The following is an 18,891-nucleotide window of genomic DNA, read 5'->3' on the forward strand; positions in this document are numbered from 1 at the left end:
ATTTTATCGTATAGAAATGTCATTAATAACAAAGAAAAACGCTTACACTCATACTACACTTATAACTGAGGATTATACATTTAGTTATTAGCTTATTAAAGTAAAGGAGATATAAATAGAATGGGAAGACAGGAAAACAATGCGGCATTATCACAAGCGGTTTTCGAAAAGCGCGGTTATAATAAAGATATAATGCCAAAGACACCGGCACAAAGAAATAACTCCGCATTCAACTTTTTTACACTATGGATGGGCGCTGTACATAATATACCTAACTATACTGCAGTTGGGGGATTTTTATTAATAGGACTATCGCCATTACAAGTAATATTTGCATTAATATTAAGTTCTTTTGTAATCGCTTTATTATTGGTAGGTAATGGTTATGCTGGCTCGAAATATGGTATTCCATTTGCCATGCAATTACGTCATACATATGGTGATGTAGGAGCGAAGCTACCTGGTATCCTACGTGGTGTTGTAGCAGGTATTGCTTGGTTTGGTCTACAAACATTTGCTGGATCACAAGCATTATTAATATTATTAAATAAAATATTCCCAGGCTTTGCTGACATTGGACAAGGTATATCAATACTTGGTATCTCTGTTCCAGGTCTCATTGCATTTTTAATATTTTGGGCTATTAGTTTTGCGATTGGATTTGGCGGTGGCGATATTTTAAATAAATTCACAGCTATATTAAATCCACTTATTTATATTGTATTTGGTGGTATGGCTATCTGGGGCGTTATGGCTGCTGGTGGCGTTGGAAATATATTAAATTATGAAATTTCTACAAAATCAAATGGTATCATTTACCCAGCGATTTTATCCTTTATTTTAATATTCAACTCGCTTTTAGGCGTGTGGGCAGGGCCAGGTGCAAGTGTCTCTGATTTTACACAAAACGCAAAATCTACTAAAACACAGGTGATTGGTCAAATTTCAGGTATCGTTGTTGCGCACATTTTATTCGCGATTGCGAGTGTGTTTATCATTATTGGTGGTTCGATTTATCTCGGGCATCAAGAATGGAACATCTTAACAATTATTAATGAGTGGAGCAACTTCTGGGCGATTCTGATATCTACTGGTGTGTTATTGATGACGACGATTTCTACAAATGCGACAAGTAATATCATTCCAGCAGCATATCAACTCACTGCACTTTTACCCAAATGGATTAATTACCGTCGCGGTGTAATTATTGCCTCAGTATTGAGTGTAGTCATTATGCCGTGGAAGATGATGGAAGAGGAGGACAGTATTTTCTTATTCCTAAACGCGATTGGTGCTATACTTGGCCCGGTAGCAGGTGTAATGATTGTTCATTTCTATATTGTGTCTAAATGTCACATTGATATAGATAAGTTGTATTTTGACTTAAAAGATAAAGAACAAAAAATACCACGTATTAATGTTTCTGCATACATCGGAACGATTGCTGGTGTCATTGTTTCAATATTAGGCTTTTTACCAGCATTCACAGTGATATCAGACTTTTCTTGGTTTATAGGCTTTATCATTGCCGGTGGTGTTTACTTAATTTTACATTATGTATTCCATGCAGATAAAAGTAAAAAAGGAGGAGCAGAATATAATGAAGTATGATTTGATTATTAAAAATGGTTTAGTCATTTTAGAAGATGGGGAGCAACAAGTTGAAGTTGGTGTTAAAAACGGTAAAATTGCCGCAATTGGTCAAACATTGGTAGAGGCTGAGCAAGTCATTGACGCACAAAATCAAATTGTTTCACCTGGAATGGTGGATGCACATGTGCATATTACTGAACCAGGTGGTGGTTATCGTGACGGTTGGGAAGGTTATGTTACAGGAACAAATGCTGCTGCTAAAGGTGGCGTAACTTCATTTGTGGAAATGCCATTAAACCAAGTTCCAGCTACAACTGACAAAGCGTCTATCCAAGCTAAATTTGACGCTGGGAAAGATGAATTATCAGTGGATGTCGCAAGTTATGGTGGTTTAGTACCATATAACTTAAACGGCGGTATTCAAGAATTAGATGAAGCGGGTGTTGTGGCTTATAAAGCTTTCTTAGCTACTTGTGGTGACCGTTCTATCGAAGGTGACTTTGAAAATGTTGACGATTATTCATTATATGAAGGTATGAAGCAAATTGCTAAGACTGGTAAAATTTTATCAATTCATTCTGAAAATGCGACAATCACTGATCGATTAGGTGAAATCGCAAAAGAAAATGGTGAAACGACATTAAGCGCTTACGTGGATAGTCGTCCAGTATTTACAGAAGTTGAACCAATTCGCAAAATTATTTTATTTGCTAAAGAAACGGGTTGTCGTGTGCACATCGTACACGTGGCTTGTGAAGAAGGCGTTGATGAAGTCATCAAAGCACAACAAGAAGGCGTAGACATTACTTGTGAGACATGTACACACTACTTGTACTTCTACAAAGAAGAATTAGATGACATTGGACCAGTTGTTAAATGTTCTCCACCAATCCGTGAACAATCTCGCTTAGAAGGAATGTGGGATCGTGTATTAAACGGTGATATTAGTTTTGTAACATCTGATCATTCACCTTGTACGCCAGACTTAAAAGATACTGACAATGCATTTGAAGCATGGGGAGGTATCGCTGGATTACAAAACAACGTAGATATTTTATTCGATGAAGGTGTTCAAAAACGCCAAATGTCATTAACAAAATTTGCTGACATTATTGCGACAGCACCTGCTAAACGCTTTGGCTTAGATACAAAAGGCAGTATTGCAATTGGTAAAGATGCTGACTTCGTATTTATTAAACCTGACGCACCGTATACATTAAAAGCTGAAGATTTAGCTTATCGTAACAAAATGAGTCCATATATTGGGCGTGAAATTGGTGCCCAAGTAACACGTACAATTTTAAGAGGGCAAGAAATTTATAGTGATGAAGCAGGTATTTCAGATAAACGTATTGGACGCTTTATCTAAAAATTTCTTGAAAAAGCTTGAAGTTAAGGATATTGGGACATAAAAACAAGATCAAAAAGGACTAATCCATTTATTAAATGAATTAGTCTAGACTGTCGACAGAGTCTCCGACTTTGTTGGCAGTTTTTTTATGCACGCTTTCCGCGGGCATTGCTTTAGCCTGTAGTCTTCGGCTAGTGCTATTCCCGCAGGAGTCGGCATAAACCGCTGATAACATTACTGCCAAAATATTATAATATATAAATTAAATAGCAGTGGTGTTTGTTATATTGAATAAATCAATTGATAAAAGAGATCAATATGAAATAATTTCTATCTCTGAATTAGTTCCTAATAATCATTTATTGCGTAAAGTTGTTGCGGTATTAGATTTAAATTTTGTATATGAGTTTGTTGAAGGAAAATATTGACTTGATAACGGTAGACCATCAATAGATCCAGTTGTTTTAGTGAAAATATTGCTTGTTCAAAGACTATTTGTGATCAAATCAATGAGGCAAACGATTAAAGAAATAGAAACAAATGTAGCATACCATTATATTTAGAATATAGCTGAAGATTTAAGGTTTGTTAATACTGTAAAGAAACAAAAAAACTAATCCATTTATTAACTGGATTAGTTTTTTTGTTTTCATAAGCTCTAAACTCGGTTTGAGTGAGCAACTCTAGGGAATAATATTACATATTACATTTATTTAGTGTCTACATAGCTCATTTTTATAGCGTTTTGTGATTAAAGACATAAGATTTTTATCACAACAGATGGTTAGATGCTTTAAAAACAAAGGGGTTGTAATATTTGGAAAAATTAATTTCTTTTTCGGATTGGTTATGGGGGTATCCACTTGTACTTCTACTTTTGTTTGCAAGTGTATTTTTGACAGTCTATTTAAATTTTATTCAATTTCGTCATTTTTTCTATATGCTCAAACAAACATTTGGAAGTGTTAATAAAAAACCTAAAGGGGAAGGGACGATTACACCTCGTCAGGCTTTGACTTCTGCACTATCTTCAACTGTAGGTGCAGCTAATATTGTTGGGGTGCCTACAGCGATTATGATGGGTGGACCTGGCGCGGTATTTTGGATGATGGTTATTGCTTTTTTAGGCATGGCTTTAAAATTTAGTGAGAATGTCTTAGGTGTCCACTATCGTGAGAAAAATAAAAAAGGTGAGTTTGTGGGCGGCCCGACTTATTACATGAAAAAAGGTTTTAAAAATAAGAAGTTAGGTACAATTTTTTCTTTGATATTTGCCTTTGCATTGATGATTGAAATTATTCCAAGTATTATGGTTCAAGGTCATTCTGCAGCGAGCACTATGAAAGATACGTTTAATGTACCTATGGCAGTTTCTGGCATTATATTAGCTTTTCTTGCTGCGCTCGTCGTTTTTGGTGGTGTGAAACGTATCGCATCATTTGCTGAAAAAATTGTGCCAATCATGGTTGGTCTTTACTGTTTTTTTGGTTTTTTAATCATTTTGATGAATATTGGACATGTGCCTAACGTTATTTGGTTAGTGGTAGAACAGGCATTTAATCCTACGGCAGCTGTTGGAGGTACATTTGGTGCAGCGTTAGCTACCACAATTCGTTGGGGCTTTGCTAGAGGGATTTATTCTAATGAAGCTGGTCTCGGTACATCATCTATCGCGCACGCAGCCGCAAAAACGGATCATCCAGTTCGCCAAGCATTCTGGGGTATCAGTGAAATCGTAGTAGATACGTTAATTATTTGTAGCACGACTGGTTTTGTGGTCTTAGTTTCAGGTGTTTGGAAGGCGGGTGATGCGAAAACGCAGTCTGCAGCACTAACAGCCAGAGCGTTTGAAAATTCTTTTGGTCAATTTGGAAGTATGATGGTCTCTATTTCAATGATGTTTTTTGTATTTTCGACCGTTGTGGTAGTTATTTTCTACGGATCGAGAATGGCAGAGTTTTTATTTGGACTTACGGCAGGTTGGGTGATGAAAACAATATATGTGCTTTCAATGATAGTGGGTGCGTTAGGTGCTGCACAACAATTGTGGGACTTGCTTGATTTGGCACTTGCTGCCGTATTGATTCCAAACGTTATCGCAGTGATAATGTTATCGCCAAAAGTGAAATCGTTAACTACAGATTTCTTTAAAAATTATAAGTAAAGTTAGTGAATATAAAAAGTACCAAACCTCATACTTGTCATTACTAAAAGGAAAATATTGAGTTTAACTTTTAGTATGATGAATCATGGATGAGTGTTATGGTACTTTTATTTGTTAGTAAATAGTTATGATTTCGGGTTCTGGGCTGGTAAGTGATGTGTCGTATTATAGTCTAGGATATGCGTGTGGTTGTTGTTAATTTCTAAAGTGCTGAAACTACCATTAGTAAGTCTAGTAACACCTGTGCCGACTGTCCCATTAGAAAAATAGTGAAATATAGCATTAATTAAAGCACCATGAGAGACAATCAAAATATTTTTATTTGTGTAATTCTGATGTACAGTACGAATCCCCTTTAAAAAACGTTCAGTAACCATTGCTTCAGTTTCTTTGTTTGGATAATCGCGATTAGGAAAACGCACATCTCGTTCGTAATAAGTAAGACCTTCTGCATCTCCAAATGCAACTTCAATAAACGACGTCATTTCATGAAGCGGTATGTTTAATTTTTGTTGAATAATTTTTCCAGTTTCTTTAGCTCTTAATAAAGGGCTTGTAATAATAAGATCCCATTCATTTTGAAGTAAGGAAACGCCACAGGATTGTGCTTGTTTTATGCCAGATTCATTCAGTGGGATGTCTGTTCTACCCTGTAATTTACCAGCAATATTCCAGTCTGTTTCTCCATGTCTAATAAAGCATATTTTTGTCATTATATATCAACCTTTACAGTGATGTAGTGATGTGTATTCAGTAACATCTCTATTATATCGCTAACAATTTTCGATTCATATAGTATTGCATAATTTGACTTGGCATCTATCTAAAGATGAAAGTTACACACATGTTGGTGTTAAATAATAAAACGCATATCATTAAGCATTGGTCCCGAAAGCAAGTGCTTATGAAATGATAATAATGGATGTGACTATGCTAAAAGTTTCACCTTCATAATAGCAATTGATTGGTCAAAAGCTAATGTGCATTATGTGTCCAATACTGTGTCAACTTTTGCTAATTCAATCGTCGTTGCTATCATCACATTAATACCTTTTTCGATTTGGCTTTCAGTTACAGATTCTTTTGGGGAGTGACTAATGCCATTTTTACACGGGATAAAAATCATACTCGTAGGGCAAATGGGTGCGAAATTCATAGCATCATGACCAGCACCACTATACATATAGCGATATTGGTATGCTAGTGTCTTACAACTGTGTTCAGAAATCTCAGCAATTGTTTGATTGAATTTACGTGGTTGATCCTGACCTAAATCTTCTAATTCATAATCTGCTTGACGATTTGTTGTAATAGTTTCGATGTGTGCTTTTATCTCTTCGACTACTTTTTCACGAATAGCTTCATCTTTACCTCGAATATCGATGAGTAGTGTGACCTCACCAGGGATTGCATTCATTGTATTAGGATAAACGTTAGCATAACCCACAGTCGTTACTATCCCCTTATCATGGTAAGCCTGGCCTAAGGCTTCGATTTTTAAAATGATTTCAGCAGCAGTAGTCAATGCATCTGTGCGCATCGGCATAGGTGTTGACCCTGAGTGACTTGTAACGCCAGCTATTTGTAACTTGAAACGGTGTGGTGCAGCAATGTCTGTGACGATGCCAATATCCTTTTGATTATTTTCAAGAATAGGCCCCTGTTCAATATGTAACTCTAAAAATGCTTTGATTTTGTTTCTTTCAAATAATGCTATTTTACCGTTCATATCTTGAGCTAAAGGTGCAACGATATCATAAAGTACGTTGCCATCATTATCTTTGATGAATTTCATATCGTCTTTTGTCATTTTGCCAGTAAGATATTTACTACCTAAAGTTGCTTCGTTGAAACGTGTAGATTCTTCACAAGCAAAAGCAATAATAATAATTGGATGATCTGTTTCTATTTGATGTGCGTTTAAATGTTCGACAACTTCAAGTGCACCAAGGACACCTAAAAGACCATCATATTGTCCACCATCTTTTACTGTATCGATATGTGACCCCAACACAATTGGCTTTAAAGAAGGCTGCTTTCCCTCTCTACGTGCGATAACGTTACCAAAGAAATCAAAGTAAACATCTAGACCTGCCTTTTGACATAACATTGAAAATTTTAAAGCCGCGACACGTTCTGGATGACTAAAAGCAATACGGTTAATACCGCCATTCTTAGGATTTCGGGCAAAATTATTAAACGTTTGAAAATTTTCTATTACATTTTGTAAGTTCATCATTTATCCCCTTCAATATTTAGTGTAATTTGATTCAAGAATTGAATCGCTTGTTCATATATTGCTTTACTAGTGGGGCTAACCTCACGATCAAAATCATGGCTGTTCTGGTCTAGACATTCAAAGTGACTCGTTTCAACTAATCTATCAATATATTCACTTTCACTATAAGGTACATCAGGGTCTCCTGTACAGTGTACAATGAACATAGGAGGGAAACATTTCAATTCTTTTGGCGAAATATTATAAGCACTTTGTGTTGATGATTCAATGCCTAAATATGATAGCCAATGCGCTTGGCCACGAGCATATAGGTAAATAGGATATCTTGTTTGCAATGGCCCAGATGTTAGTGGTTTAGGTTGAATAAGTTGATTTAATATCTTCGGCGTGATTTGTGTAGATAATGCTTGATATTGCTTATTTGGTTTCAAAAATGAAGGTACATGTACACGGGAATAACCATAGAAATCAATGATACCATCAACTTTACGATGACGTGCGACAAGCATCGCTAAAAATGAACCGGCTGAGCGTCCAAAAGTAATCAAAGGTAACGAAGGATAAAGCGATTTTAAATGATCATAATTACTAAGTGCATCCTCAATAATCGTATCAATATGACTTTCTGGAGCAAGTCGATAGGAAACCATTATTAAATGATATGATTCCGATAAAATATCAATATAATCTTGTGGTAAATCGTTTGGCTGACCAAAAATTAGCCCACCACCATGAAAATATATAATGATGCCTTTGGGGTTTTGATTTTTAGCTTTTATCATTGAATAAGGTAATGGAAATCCATCTTTTGATAGACAAGTAGCTTTTTGTTGAGTCAAAATGACCTAGCCTCCTGTTAGATATATTTTGCTAAATATAGTATCTCAAATAAAAAATACCGCGTATTTGTATAAATCGAATAAAAGTAAAGTGCATTATTGTTAGAATTGTGAATGATAAGTAATATGTAAACGCTTATAATTGTATGTGAAATGAAAAAGGAGTTGAATTACATGGACATCCGATCTTCTTTTGAGGCTCTAGACAAAAAATTCACTGCGTTTGGCGGTTTGGCAGGTGGGGGCATTACGCGTCTACTTTATTCTAAAGAATGGTCAAATGCTGTTCAAGCGTTGAAAGAAACACTAGAAAAAGATGGATTTGAAACAGAATTCGATAGCATCGGCAACTTGAAAGGACGTATTGAAGGTAGCAAATACCCTGAAGAAACAATTATGTCCGGTTCTCATATTGACACAGTTGTTGAAGGTGGTCATTTAGATGGTCAATTTGGTGTGTTAGCAGCTGTCGTTGCGATGCAGTCACTTAAGGCTGAATATGGTCAACCATTGCGTTCATTAGAAATTTTAGCTTTAGCGGAAGAGGAAGGTAGCCGTTTCCCATTTGCTTTCTGGGGAAGCAAAAACTTCTTCAACTTAGCCGATAAAGCTGATGTAGATTCAATAGCTGATGGTGAGGGTGTTGCTTTTAAAGAAGCAATGCGTGAATGTGGTTTTGATTATCGAACAGCAGATAATGATTATAGCTACATAAAATCATTTATCGAAGTGCATATTGAACAGGGTAAAGTATTAGAAACTGAAAACAAATCAATTGGTGTCGTTAACGGTATCGTGGGTCAAAAGCGTTATACAATCAACTTAAAAGGTGAAGCAAACCATGCAGGTACAACACCGATGGGCTTGAGAAATGATGCAGTTGTAGCTTTCAGCAAAATTGCTAACCAATTAACAGATCGTGCGCGAGAAATAGGGGATCCATTAGTCATTACATTTGGCCGCGTAGATCCAGTGCCAAATACAGTTAATGTGGTTCCAGGAGAAGTTACGTTCTCTATTGATTGTCGTCATATTAATCAAGAAGAGTTAAATCAATTCGCAGAAGAAATTGATGCATGTATTAAACGTGTATCTGAAGAAGAGGGCGTTCAATGTGACATCGATCTATGGATGGATGAAGCACCAACATTGATGGATGAACGCTTGGTTAAAGAAGTTCAGAATGCTGCTGAAACTGTAGTGGGTGAATCAGAGTGGAAATTAATGCCTTCTGGTGCAGGTCACGATTCTCAAATTTTTGCTAAATATGTACCAACATCAATGTTGTTTGTACCATCCATTAACGGTGTGAGTCACAACGTTGAAGAAGAGACAAATGTAGAAGATTTAGTTAAAGGTATAGAAGTGTTAAAACAAGTATTATATAAACTTGCTTATAAAGAATAATACTTGGACATAGACAACTAGAACAACATTATTGAGCTATATAAATAAACATGGTTCAACAAACTTTTTATAGAGATAAGCATAAAAGATTTTAAATACAGATAAAGAAAAGGAGCATTTTATTTATGGGTTATATTAATCATAATCAAGGATATAGAGAAGGTTTATTAGAAACACGTTCAGTAATTAAAAAAGATAACTACGCAGTCATCACACCAGACGGTTTAGTAAATAACGTTGTACCTGGTTTTGAAGATTGTGACGTAACGATTCTAGGTTCACCGAGACTTGGTGCACGCTTTGTAGACTACCTTGTAACATTGAAAAATCAAGGTGGTAATAGACAAGGATTTGGTGGAGATGGTGTTCAGACATTCATCTATGTTGAATACGGAAACATCAATGCGTATGCAGATGATAAAAAATATGAATTGAGCGCAGGTGGTTATTTATATGTACCATCTCATCAAGTAATGACATTTGAAAATAACAACCAAAATAAAGACAGTCGCGTGTTCTTATATAAAAAACGTTACCAACCTTTAGAAGGTTATACGCCAGAAGTTGTAACTGGAAATGTTAATGATATGGTACAAGAACCATACGAAGGCATGGAAGAAGTGAAAATTCTTGATTTGCTACCAAAAGAATTAGCATATGATATGAATATTCATATCTTGTCATTTAAACCAGGTGCTTCACACGGTTATATTGAAACACACGTTCAAGAACATGGGGCTTATGTATTAAGTGGACGTGGCATGTACAACTTAGACAACGAATGGCAACCAGTTGATAAAGGTGATTACATCTTTATGGGTGCTTATGCGCCACAAGCAACTTATGCTGTTGGTTTAGACGAACCATTCGCTTACATCTATTCCAAGGATGCAAATAGAGATATAGAAATTTAAGGAAGGTTGTTAGTCATGGAAGAGGGAGCATTAATATACGTCGAACGTGGTAAACTACGCCAATTATTTAAAGAGAAATTAACACATGCAGGTTTACCTGACGCGCAAGCTGAAAAAACAGCAGATCTCATGATATTTGCTGACGAGCGAGGCATTCATTCACATGGCTCAGTTCGAATGCAGTATTATGCAGAACGAATTGCTAAAAAAGGCTTTAATTTGGAACCAGATTTGAAATTTACGAAGACTGGTCCTTCAGCAGGCACATATTTCGGCGATAATGCTGTTGGCCATTATGTTGCATATCAAGCGATGGAAGAAGCGATTAATTTAGCAAAATCCAGTGGTATCGGCATGGTAGGTATTCAAGAGATGGGTCATAGTGGTGCCATTGGTTATTTTGCAGAACAAGCTGCAAAACAAGGCATGGTTGCATTAACAGTATGCCAATCTGACCCAATGGTCGTACCATTTGGTGGTACAGAGCCTTATTTTGGTACGAATCCAATCGCCTTTGCATCACCACAAAAAAATGGTGAGCCCATATTGTTTGATATGGCAACAACGGTACAAGCGTGGGGGAAAATATTAGATGCACGCTCAAAACACAAATCGATACCTAATACATGGGCAGTGGACAAACAGGGTGAACCTACTACAAATCCTTTTGAAGTAGCTGCTTTATTACCTGTAGCCGGACCAAAAGGTTACGGCTTGATGATGATGGTAGATACATTAGCAGGCAGCTTATTAGGTTTGCCATTTGGTAAGCATGTCACTTCGATGTATGAAGATTTAAGTCAATATCGTAGATTAGGACAATTTCATATCGTGATTAATCCAGCATATTTTGGTGATGAAACACAGTTTTTAACACAAGTTTCTGACATGGTAGATGAGTTACACGGTGTTAAACCAACCAAAGGTTTTGATCAAGTGTATTACCCAGGTGAGATTCAAGAAGAAGTTAAAAAGCAATATGCAGAGCATGGTATTCCAGTTGCTCAAGAAATTTATGATTATTTAATATCTAATGACATATATTAGGAAGTAATAAAAAGAAGTGAACGAGATAATTTAATGTAATAAATGGTGACTTACGACATTTAGCATGGTGCGTCTTTAGTAACTTCTTTTTTTACTGCTTGAAAACACATTTTTTAGTGAAATAAAACACAATAATAGTAATAAGGAGGTTGTAATATGCGCGTTTCTAAAAATGATTTGTTTGATTTAATGAAAAATAAACTTGTTAAAGCTGGATTAAATGAAGATGCTGCAAAGGATGTCGCTGATGTTTTGACTTTTGCAGACCATCGCGGTATTCATTCTCATGGTGCAGTCAGAGTAGAATATTATGCGGAACGTATTGCTAAGGGAGGTATTACTGCTAACCCTGAGTATCAATTTGAGCAAACGGGTCCTTCGACAGGTGTTTTTGAAGGGGATAATGGCCCTGGACATCAAGCTGCAAAACAAGCAATGGAAAAAGCTATTGAAATGGCCAAAATAAATGGCGTGGCGGTTGTAGGTGTGAAACATATTTCTCATAGTGGTGCCTTAGGTTATTTCGTGGAAATGGCATCTAAAGCAAATATGGTTGGTTTAAGTATGTGTCAATCTGATCCAATGGTTGTACCTTTTGGTGGTACAGAGCCTTATTTCGGTACAAACCCAATTGCATTTAGTGCACCGTCAAATGATGAGCGTATCATTACATTTGATATGGCTACAACAGTACAAGCGTGGGGGAAAGTACTTGATGCTAGAGCTAAACATCAATCTATTCCAGATACATGGTCAGTAGATGCAAATGGTGAGCCAACAACAAATGCCAGAGATGTTCATGCACTTGTTCCAGTGGCGGGGCCGAAAGGTTACGGTTTGATGATGATGGTAGATATCTTGTCAGGAAGTCTGCTAGGTGTGCCACATGGTGTGCATGTTTCATCTATGTACAAAGATTTAACCAAAGGCCGTGATCTTGGACAATTACACATTGTCATTAACCCTGCATTCTTTACAGACTTAGATCAATTTAAATCACGTATTTCAACGATGTTGGATGAATTGAAAGCTCAACCAGCTGCTGAAGGATATGGAGAGATATTCTATCCAGGTGAACGTGGACGCTTACGTAGTGAAAAATACGATGAAAAAGGCATTGAAATTGTTGATGAAATTTACGATTACTTAGTGTCAGAAGACGTACACTTTGATCGTTATCACGGAAAAAATAGATTTGCAGAATAATAACGGAGGAATAGTATGTTATACACAATAATTAAAGAAAACACGTACCAAGATTCGATTGTCTTAATGTTATTATCGAATAAATTATCTGCTATTGATGGTGTGAACCAAGTATCTATTATGATGGGGACGCCTGCCAATAAAGATATTTTCAAATCATCAGGATTTGATACTGCAGAATTAGACAACGCTAAACCTAACGATATTGTAGTCATCATAGATACAGATGATGAATCAAAAGTTGATGAAGTTAATGAACAAGTAGATGCAGAACTTAAAGGTAAAGGTGAAGAGGATGACAAGTCTAAAAAACAAGACGAAGCTTCAAACTGGAATCGTGCTTTAGAGTTAGCAAACAATCCAAACTTGGCATTAATTTCAATCCCTGGTCAATATGCGGCAATGGAAGCTGAAACTGCTTTAAAAAATAATTTAAACGTATTTATGTTTAGTGATAACGTTGCTAAATCAGACGAAGTGCGTTTAAAACAAATGGCGCATGAAAAAGGATTATTAGTGATGGGACCTGACTGTGGTACAGGTATTATCCATAGCTTACCACTTGCTTTCACTAACACAGTGAACGAAGGTGACATTGGTGTTATTGGTGCTTCTGGTACAGGTATCCAAGAAGTGACAACAATCATTGACCGTGAAGGCAAAGGCGTGACTAACGCAATCGGTACTGGTGGACGTGACCTATCAACTGAAGTTGGTGCAATCACGATGTTAGATAGTATTAAAGCGTTAAATGCAGATCCTAAGGTTAAAGTCATTACTGTTATTTCTAAACCACCAGCTAAAGAAGTCGAAGAAAAAGTATTAAATCTTCTACGTAATATTGAAAAACCTGTTGTTACCTTATTCTTAGGTTCTAAACCAACTTACACTGAAGAAAATATTTACCATGCATATACATTAGAAGAAGCGGCACGCGTATCTGTTCAATTGTCTAATGATGAAACGCCACAATTCAAACCAACATTTAAAGAAAATCTTGGTATTGAATTTGCTGACAATCAAGATGGCATCAAAGGATATTATTCAGGTGGTACTTTAGCTTCAGAAGCAGCTATGTTAGTTAAAGATACTTTAGGTGACGCTTCAGGCGAAGTAACACCAGAAGGTTTCTCATATAAAGGTGGAAACCATGAAATCATCGACTTGGGCGATGACATTTATACACAAGGTAGACCGCATCCAATGATTGATCCATCCAAACGTATTGAAATGTTAGAAACTTCTTCTGATGATCCGTCAACTGCTGTAATTATGTTAGATAATGTCATAGGTTATGGTAGTCATGATGATATGGCTAGCGAACTTGCACCAACAATCAAAACGATTTTAGAAAAAGTTAAAGCTAACGGTCGTTCATTAGCGGTTCTTGCTACAGTTGTTGGTACGCAACATGACCACCAAGGATATGATAGACAAGTTAAAACGTTAATAGAAGCTGGCGCAATTGTTTGTGAAACAAACGATCAAATGGTGCGTACTGCACTTAACTTAGTTGGTAGCAATGTAGCTCAACCAAAATTAACAACGAAATCATTTGAATCAGAACCGGTTGATTTAACTGTCGATGAAAAAGTAATGAATTTAATAAATATGAAACCAAGTGTGATTAACATTGGATTGAAGAGCTTTACTGAAGCAATTCAAGCAAGTGATGCACCAGTCGTTCAATTCAACTGGCGCCCAATTGCAGGTGGAGATGAAAAATTAATGAAAGTACTGCAATTCTTAAACAATTATGAAGGAGAGACGGTATAAAATGGCTTATAAAACAATAGATGAAGCTAACCAAGCAGTCATTGATAAGATGATTGCAGCAGCACCATTTTTAGTAGATGTAGTGCCAGCCAAATCTAAAATTCCTGAACTCAAAGAAAATGTATTATTACATGCTGGTCCACCAATTAAATATGAAAATATGACAGATCCTATGCAAGGTTCTTGTGTCGGTGCGATCCTTTTTGAAGGATGGGCAGATAATGAACAAGATGCACGTAAATTGTTAGAAGAAGGTCAAATTACTTTCATCCCTTGTCACCATGTTAATGCAGTTGGTCCAATGGGTGGTATTACTTCAGCTAACATGCCTGTACTTGTTGTGGAAAACAGAGAGACAGGTAACGAAGCATATTGCCAAATGAACGAAGGTATCGGCGCAGTATTACGTTTCGGTGCTTATAATGATACAGTAGTCAATCGTCTACACTGGATGAAAGATGTTTTAGGACCAGTATTAAGCAAAGCATTACACAAAATGAACGATGGCTTAAATGTTAATGTATTAATCGCTAAAGCAATTGCAATGGGTGATGAATTCCACCAACGTAATATTGCAGCTTCATTAGCTTTCTTAAAAGAAGTTACGCCTATCATCTCCTCATTAGACGATGTTGAAGCAGAAAAACGTACTGAGGTGTTACAATTCTTAGCTGATACAGATCAATTCTTCTTAAACGTAGCGATGGCTACAGGTAAAGCGATGATGGATGCCGCACGTACAATCGAACACGGTACAGTTGTAACAGCTATGTGTCGTAACGGTGAAAACTTCGGTATTCGCATCGCTGGTATGGGTGATGAATGGTTTACTGCACCAGTCAATACGCCTCATGGCTTATTCTTCACAGGCTATTCTGCTGAAGATGCTAATACTGATATCGGTGACTCTGCCATCACTGAAACAATCGGTGTTGGTGGTATGGCAATGATCGCTGCGCCAGCAGTAACTAGATTCGTTGGTACTGGTGGCTTTGATGATGCATTAGATATCAGTAATGAAATGACTGAAATTTGTATCGGTGAGAATCCAAACTTTGCTATTCCTACGTGGAACTTCAAAGGTGCTTGCTTAGGCATTGATGCACGTAAAGTCGTTGAAACAGGTATTACTCCAGTTATTAATACAGGTATTGCACATAAAATTGCTGGTTATGGTCAAATTGGTGCAGGTACAGTTCACCCACCGATTGAATGTTTCGAAAAAGCAATTACTGCATATGCAGAGAAATTAGGCTTTAAAGCGTGATTTTCCACGCAACAGCTATAGGCAATATTGCCAAGGAAATATTAGCAAATCATCAAACTTTTTATGTGCATAGCATATTTAATAAAGGATTCAATATTGTTAACGATGCGCAAGAACTTATATTTATAGGTACCGATGAAAATGGCATGTTTCCATTTGGTATATTAATAGACCAACAGACGAAACGTAGTTTGTTAAATGAGATTTCCTTAAACCAACAAATCACTATAGGTCCTAACACTATTTATATGAGTAAAACATGCCAACTTGTGTGGCATGTTGCATCATTGCCATTTAAAGACTTCGCTGAAAAGGTAAATAATGATGAACTAAAGCAAAATATATCGACATATGACTTTACGATGTACGATGAAGGTGACTTTGACCGCCAAACAATGAGCCGAATTATACATGCACTTAAATATGAAGATGTTGAAACCGTAGAACAATATTACCGCTACCTAATTGGTAGAGGACAAGGGCTTACGCCTTCTGGTGATGACATTCTAACTGGTATGTTGTTTATTCATTTTACTGATCCATATATTAGAAAACCAAATTTAGAAAAATTAAAATACCTACTTAATGAACCATTAACAACACTAGTAGGAGAAACCTTTTTAAAATGCGCACAACAAGGGTTGTTTAGTTCGAAAATATCAGAGTTACAACATGAACCGTCACTGGCAAACATTGATCGACTGCTTAAAGTAGGTTCGTCATCAGGAAGAGACACAGTATATGGCATGTTTGTAGCATTAACTTGAAGGAGTGAAACGTATGAGTAAGCGTGTTGTACTTGCTTTAGGCGGTAACGCTATTTTACAACCTAAACAAGAAGCGTCATACGACAATCAATATAAAAATGTGTTTGCTGCTACACGTAAAATGGCAGAGTTGAAAAAAATTGGACATAACGTTGTCATTACACATGGTAATGGACCACAAGTCGGAAATATTATTGCACAAAATGAAGCAGCAAAAGACGTTGTTGATCCACTTCCAATTAACGCTTGTAATGCTGAATCGCAAGGTTTCATCGGTTATATGATGGAAGAATCTTTGAAAAACCATTTGCATGCGTTAGACATCCAAAGTGATGTGGTAACATTATTAACAATGGTAGAAGTGGATAAAGATGATAAAGCATTTGATAATCCAACAAAACCGATTGGCGTATTTTTTGACGAAATTGAAGCAAAACGCCTAGAAGAAACGCATGGTTTTGTGATGGTAGAAGATGCAGGTAGAGGTTACCGTCGTGTTGTTCCTTCACCAGAACCACTCGTGATTCACGGCGTAAATCAAATCAAAGCATTGATTGACCAAGCAATCGTTATTTCGTCTGGTGGTGGTGGTATACCAGTTTACCGTGATGAAAACGGAAGTATTCAAGGTGTTGAAGCGGTTATCGATAAAGACCGCTCTGGTTTGAAACTTGCCCAACAAGTTGAAGCAGATACATTCATGATGTTAACAGACGTCTCAAATGTTTGTGTGAACTTTGGTAAACCGAACGAAGAGAAATTAGCAACGATTTCAGTTGAACAAGCAAAAGCTTATGTTGCAGAAGGACAATTCCCTGCAGGAAGTATGTTACCTAAGATTGAAGCTGCGATTCAATTTTCTGAAATGGGTAAAGAAGCGATTATCTGTTCATTAGATGATGCAGTCGAAGCATTAGAGGGTAAAGCAGGTACACGTATTTTATTAAATGTTGATCAATCATAGATGAGTTCCTTAGAATCAATTATTTGCGAATCGTTCAAATGGCTTTCATTTGTTCGATTCGTTGTATTATTATATTAAAGACTTGGAAGAAAGGTGGTATAAGATGACTGAACCCTATCGCATACATAGAATCAAAGAAAATTGGGGCGTAATTTTGGCAATTGTGTTTATTGCTTCTACCTTACGTGCACCACTCACATCAGTAGGGCCTGTAGTTGATGAGATTAAGCATGTAATGGAAATTAATAACAGTGTTGCTGGCATCTTAACTACTATACCGCTCATTATTTTTGCGATTGTGTCTCCATTAGTATCGAGAGTAACATCACGTATAACAATGTCTCGTACAATTTTGTACTCTACAATATTACTGATTATTGGATTGTACTTGCGTGTAGCTGGAGATTTTAGTTTATTCATTATTGGTACATTAATATTAGGTATAGCAATTGCATTTGGTAACGTTGTATTACCAAGTTATGTGAAATGGTATTTCCCGATGCAAATTGGTATAGCTACTGGTATTTATAGTGGGACTATGAACTTTACAGCAGGCTTAGGTGGTGGGTTGAGTTTCCCATTATCTCAAACGCCGCTTGGTTTTAGGTTGTCATTGTCATTTTGGATTATTCTAGGGATTATCGCAATTATTTTATGGATACCGAAAGCACGTAAAGGTGCAAAATTAGAAAAACAAACAATTGATGAAACACAAGTCAAACAACACAAAAAAGTTAATATTGTCAAATCTAAATTAGCTTGGATGGTAGCTTTGACGATGGGCTTCCAATCCATGGTGTTCTATACCGTTGTAGCATGGGTACCATCGATATTAGTGGATAGAGGTGTGGATCCATCTACAGCAGGCTATTTATTAATGCTCAATCAATTTTCTCAAGTACCTATGACATTTTCATTTCCAATAATAGCATCTAAATTGAAAGACCAACGAATATTGGTCGTTATTATCACAATCTTATTCTTGACTGGTTTTGGCTTGTTCTTTACACAGTCATTAGTATTACTTGTTATCGGTATGGTCATTGCTGGTTTAGCAATGGGCGCATGTTTTAGTTTATGTATGACATTCTTTTCCATTCGCGCACGGACAAGTGATGGTAGTATTTCGTTATCAGGGTTTGGCCAATCAGTAGGCTATTTAATCGCAGCAATTGGACCATTTTTAATTGGATACTTACATGATTACACGGGAAATTGGATATCAGGTATTATTGCATTATTGTTAATGTCATTACTATTCTTTATTTTTGGTTACCCAGCAGCTAAAAATAGAGTTGTAGAAGATGAATAGTAGAAAAGACTTAAATTTAAAAAGTAAAATTAAAAAAGGTACGAC

At 36.5% G+C, this 18,891-nt stretch carries 17 protein-coding genes; 14 read left to right on the forward strand and 3 right to left on the reverse strand.

The genetic code is table 11. From position 1 onward, the window contains the following. Positions 1 to 120 precede the first annotated feature (120 nt). From allW to FYJ81_RS10040, 5 genes are all read left to right on the forward strand, one after another. Positions 121 to 1,611 carry an allantoin permease gene (gene allW, locus FYJ81_RS10025; RefSeq protein ID WP_107385108.1) on the forward strand — a complete coding sequence of 497 codons (1,491 nt, stop codon included), beginning with the start codon at positions 121 to 123 and terminating at the stop codon, positions 1,609 to 1,611. Further along, the gene (gene allB, locus FYJ81_RS10030) at positions 1,601 to 2,962 is read left to right on the forward strand and encodes an allantoinase AllB (protein WP_154409609.1); all 1,362 of its coding nucleotides are present in this window, start codon (positions 1,601 to 1,603) and stop codon (positions 2,960 to 2,962) included. The genes allW and allB overlap by 11 nt, the downstream gene beginning before the upstream one ends. A gap of 269 nt (positions 2,963 to 3,231) precedes the next feature. After that, complete coding sequence (locus FYJ81_RS13145) at positions 3,232 to 3,372, forward strand: hypothetical protein (protein ID WP_226956214.1); 141 nt, start codon at positions 3,232 to 3,234, stop codon at positions 3,370 to 3,372. A gap of 21 nt (positions 3,373 to 3,393) precedes the next feature. Continuing rightward, entirely contained in the window at positions 3,394 to 3,507 is a 114-nt protein-coding gene (locus FYJ81_RS13150) for a transposase (protein ID WP_259339128.1), read from the forward strand. A 254-nt stretch (positions 3,508 to 3,761) separates the two neighbouring features. Further along, positions 3,762 to 5,108, forward strand: a complete 1,347-nt coding sequence (locus FYJ81_RS10040) for an alanine/glycine:cation symporter family protein (RefSeq protein ID WP_154409610.1) — start codon at positions 3,762 to 3,764, stop codon at positions 5,106 to 5,108. A 125-nt stretch (positions 5,109 to 5,233) separates the two neighbouring features. Here the strand turns inward: FYJ81_RS10040 and FYJ81_RS10045 are convergent, their stop codons facing one another. The 3 genes from FYJ81_RS10045 to FYJ81_RS10055 all read right to left on the reverse strand — a co-directional run bounded on the left by FYJ81_RS10045 (position 5,234) and on the right by FYJ81_RS10055 (position 8,186). Then, the gene (locus FYJ81_RS10045) at positions 5,234 to 5,821 is read right to left on the reverse strand and encodes a histidine phosphatase family protein (protein WP_119517676.1); all 588 of its coding nucleotides are present in this window, start codon (positions 5,819 to 5,821) and stop codon (positions 5,234 to 5,236) included. A gap of 272 nt (positions 5,822 to 6,093) precedes the next feature. Further along, on the reverse strand, positions 6,094 to 7,344 hold the full coding sequence (locus tag FYJ81_RS10050; RefSeq protein WP_107383767.1) for a M20 family metallo-hydrolase: 1,251 nt from the start codon (positions 7,342 to 7,344) through the stop codon (positions 6,094 to 6,096). Continuing rightward, a complete protein-coding gene (locus FYJ81_RS10055) occupies positions 7,344 to 8,186 on the reverse strand; it encodes an alpha/beta hydrolase (protein WP_119517678.1) in 843 nt (280 codons plus the stop codon). Before FYJ81_RS10055 ends, FYJ81_RS10050 begins: the two co-directional genes overlap by 1 nt. Positions 8,187 to 8,360: 174 nt before the next feature. On the opposite strand from FYJ81_RS10055, the gene allC reads away from it, so the two are divergent. The 9 genes from allC to FYJ81_RS10100 all read left to right on the forward strand — a co-directional run bounded on the left by allC (position 8,361) and on the right by FYJ81_RS10100 (position 18,846). Further along, positions 8,361 to 9,593: an allantoate deiminase gene (gene allC, locus FYJ81_RS10060; protein WP_107383765.1), complete on the forward strand. Its 1,233-nt coding sequence runs from the start codon at positions 8,361 to 8,363 to the stop codon at positions 9,591 to 9,593. 125 nt (positions 9,594 to 9,718) lie between these two features. Beyond that, positions 9,719 to 10,507: a (S)-ureidoglycine aminohydrolase gene (allE, locus tag FYJ81_RS10065; RefSeq protein ID WP_119517679.1), complete on the forward strand. Its 789-nt coding sequence runs from the start codon at positions 9,719 to 9,721 to the stop codon at positions 10,505 to 10,507. Positions 10,508 to 10,522: 15 nt separating this feature from the next. Further along, complete coding sequence (gene allD, locus FYJ81_RS10070) at positions 10,523 to 11,554, forward strand: ureidoglycolate dehydrogenase (RefSeq protein WP_119517680.1); 1,032 nt, start codon at positions 10,523 to 10,525, stop codon at positions 11,552 to 11,554. 156 nt (positions 11,555 to 11,710) lie between these two features. Further along, positions 11,711 to 12,760, forward strand: coding sequence for an ureidoglycolate dehydrogenase (allD, locus tag FYJ81_RS10075; protein WP_154409611.1), 1,050 nt, complete (start codon positions 11,711 to 11,713; stop codon positions 12,758 to 12,760). Positions 12,761 to 12,775: 15 nt separating this feature from the next. Further along, complete coding sequence (locus FYJ81_RS10080; RefSeq protein ID WP_119517682.1) at positions 12,776 to 14,536, forward strand: acyl-CoA synthetase FdrA; 1,761 nt, start codon at positions 12,776 to 12,778, stop codon at positions 14,534 to 14,536. 1 nt (position 14,537) lies between these two features. After that, positions 14,538 to 15,803, forward strand: coding sequence for a DUF1116 domain-containing protein (locus FYJ81_RS10085; RefSeq protein WP_107385675.1), 1,266 nt, complete (start codon positions 14,538 to 14,540; stop codon positions 15,801 to 15,803). After that, the gene (locus FYJ81_RS13280) at positions 15,800 to 16,570 is read left to right on the forward strand and encodes a DUF2877 domain-containing protein (RefSeq protein WP_119517684.1); all 771 of its coding nucleotides are present in this window, start codon (positions 15,800 to 15,802) and stop codon (positions 16,568 to 16,570) included. Before FYJ81_RS10085 ends, FYJ81_RS13280 begins: the two co-directional genes overlap by 4 nt. A gap of 13 nt (positions 16,571 to 16,583) precedes the next feature. Further along, the gene (gene arcC, locus FYJ81_RS10095) at positions 16,584 to 17,534 is read left to right on the forward strand and encodes a carbamate kinase (RefSeq protein WP_119517685.1); all 951 of its coding nucleotides are present in this window, start codon (positions 16,584 to 16,586) and stop codon (positions 17,532 to 17,534) included. Positions 17,535 to 17,637: 103 nt separating this feature from the next. After that, entirely contained in the window at positions 17,638 to 18,846 is a 1,209-nt protein-coding gene (locus tag FYJ81_RS10100) for a CynX/NimT family MFS transporter (RefSeq protein ID WP_119517686.1), read from the forward strand. Positions 18,847 to 18,891: the final 45 nt, after the last annotated feature.

Origin of the sequence: Staphylococcus sp. McC-251-APC-3A2 (assembly GCF_009695665.1) — a bacterium.
In the GTDB taxonomy this organism is placed as follows: Bacteria; Bacillota; Bacilli; order Staphylococcales; family Staphylococcaceae; genus Staphylococcus; species Staphylococcus cohnii.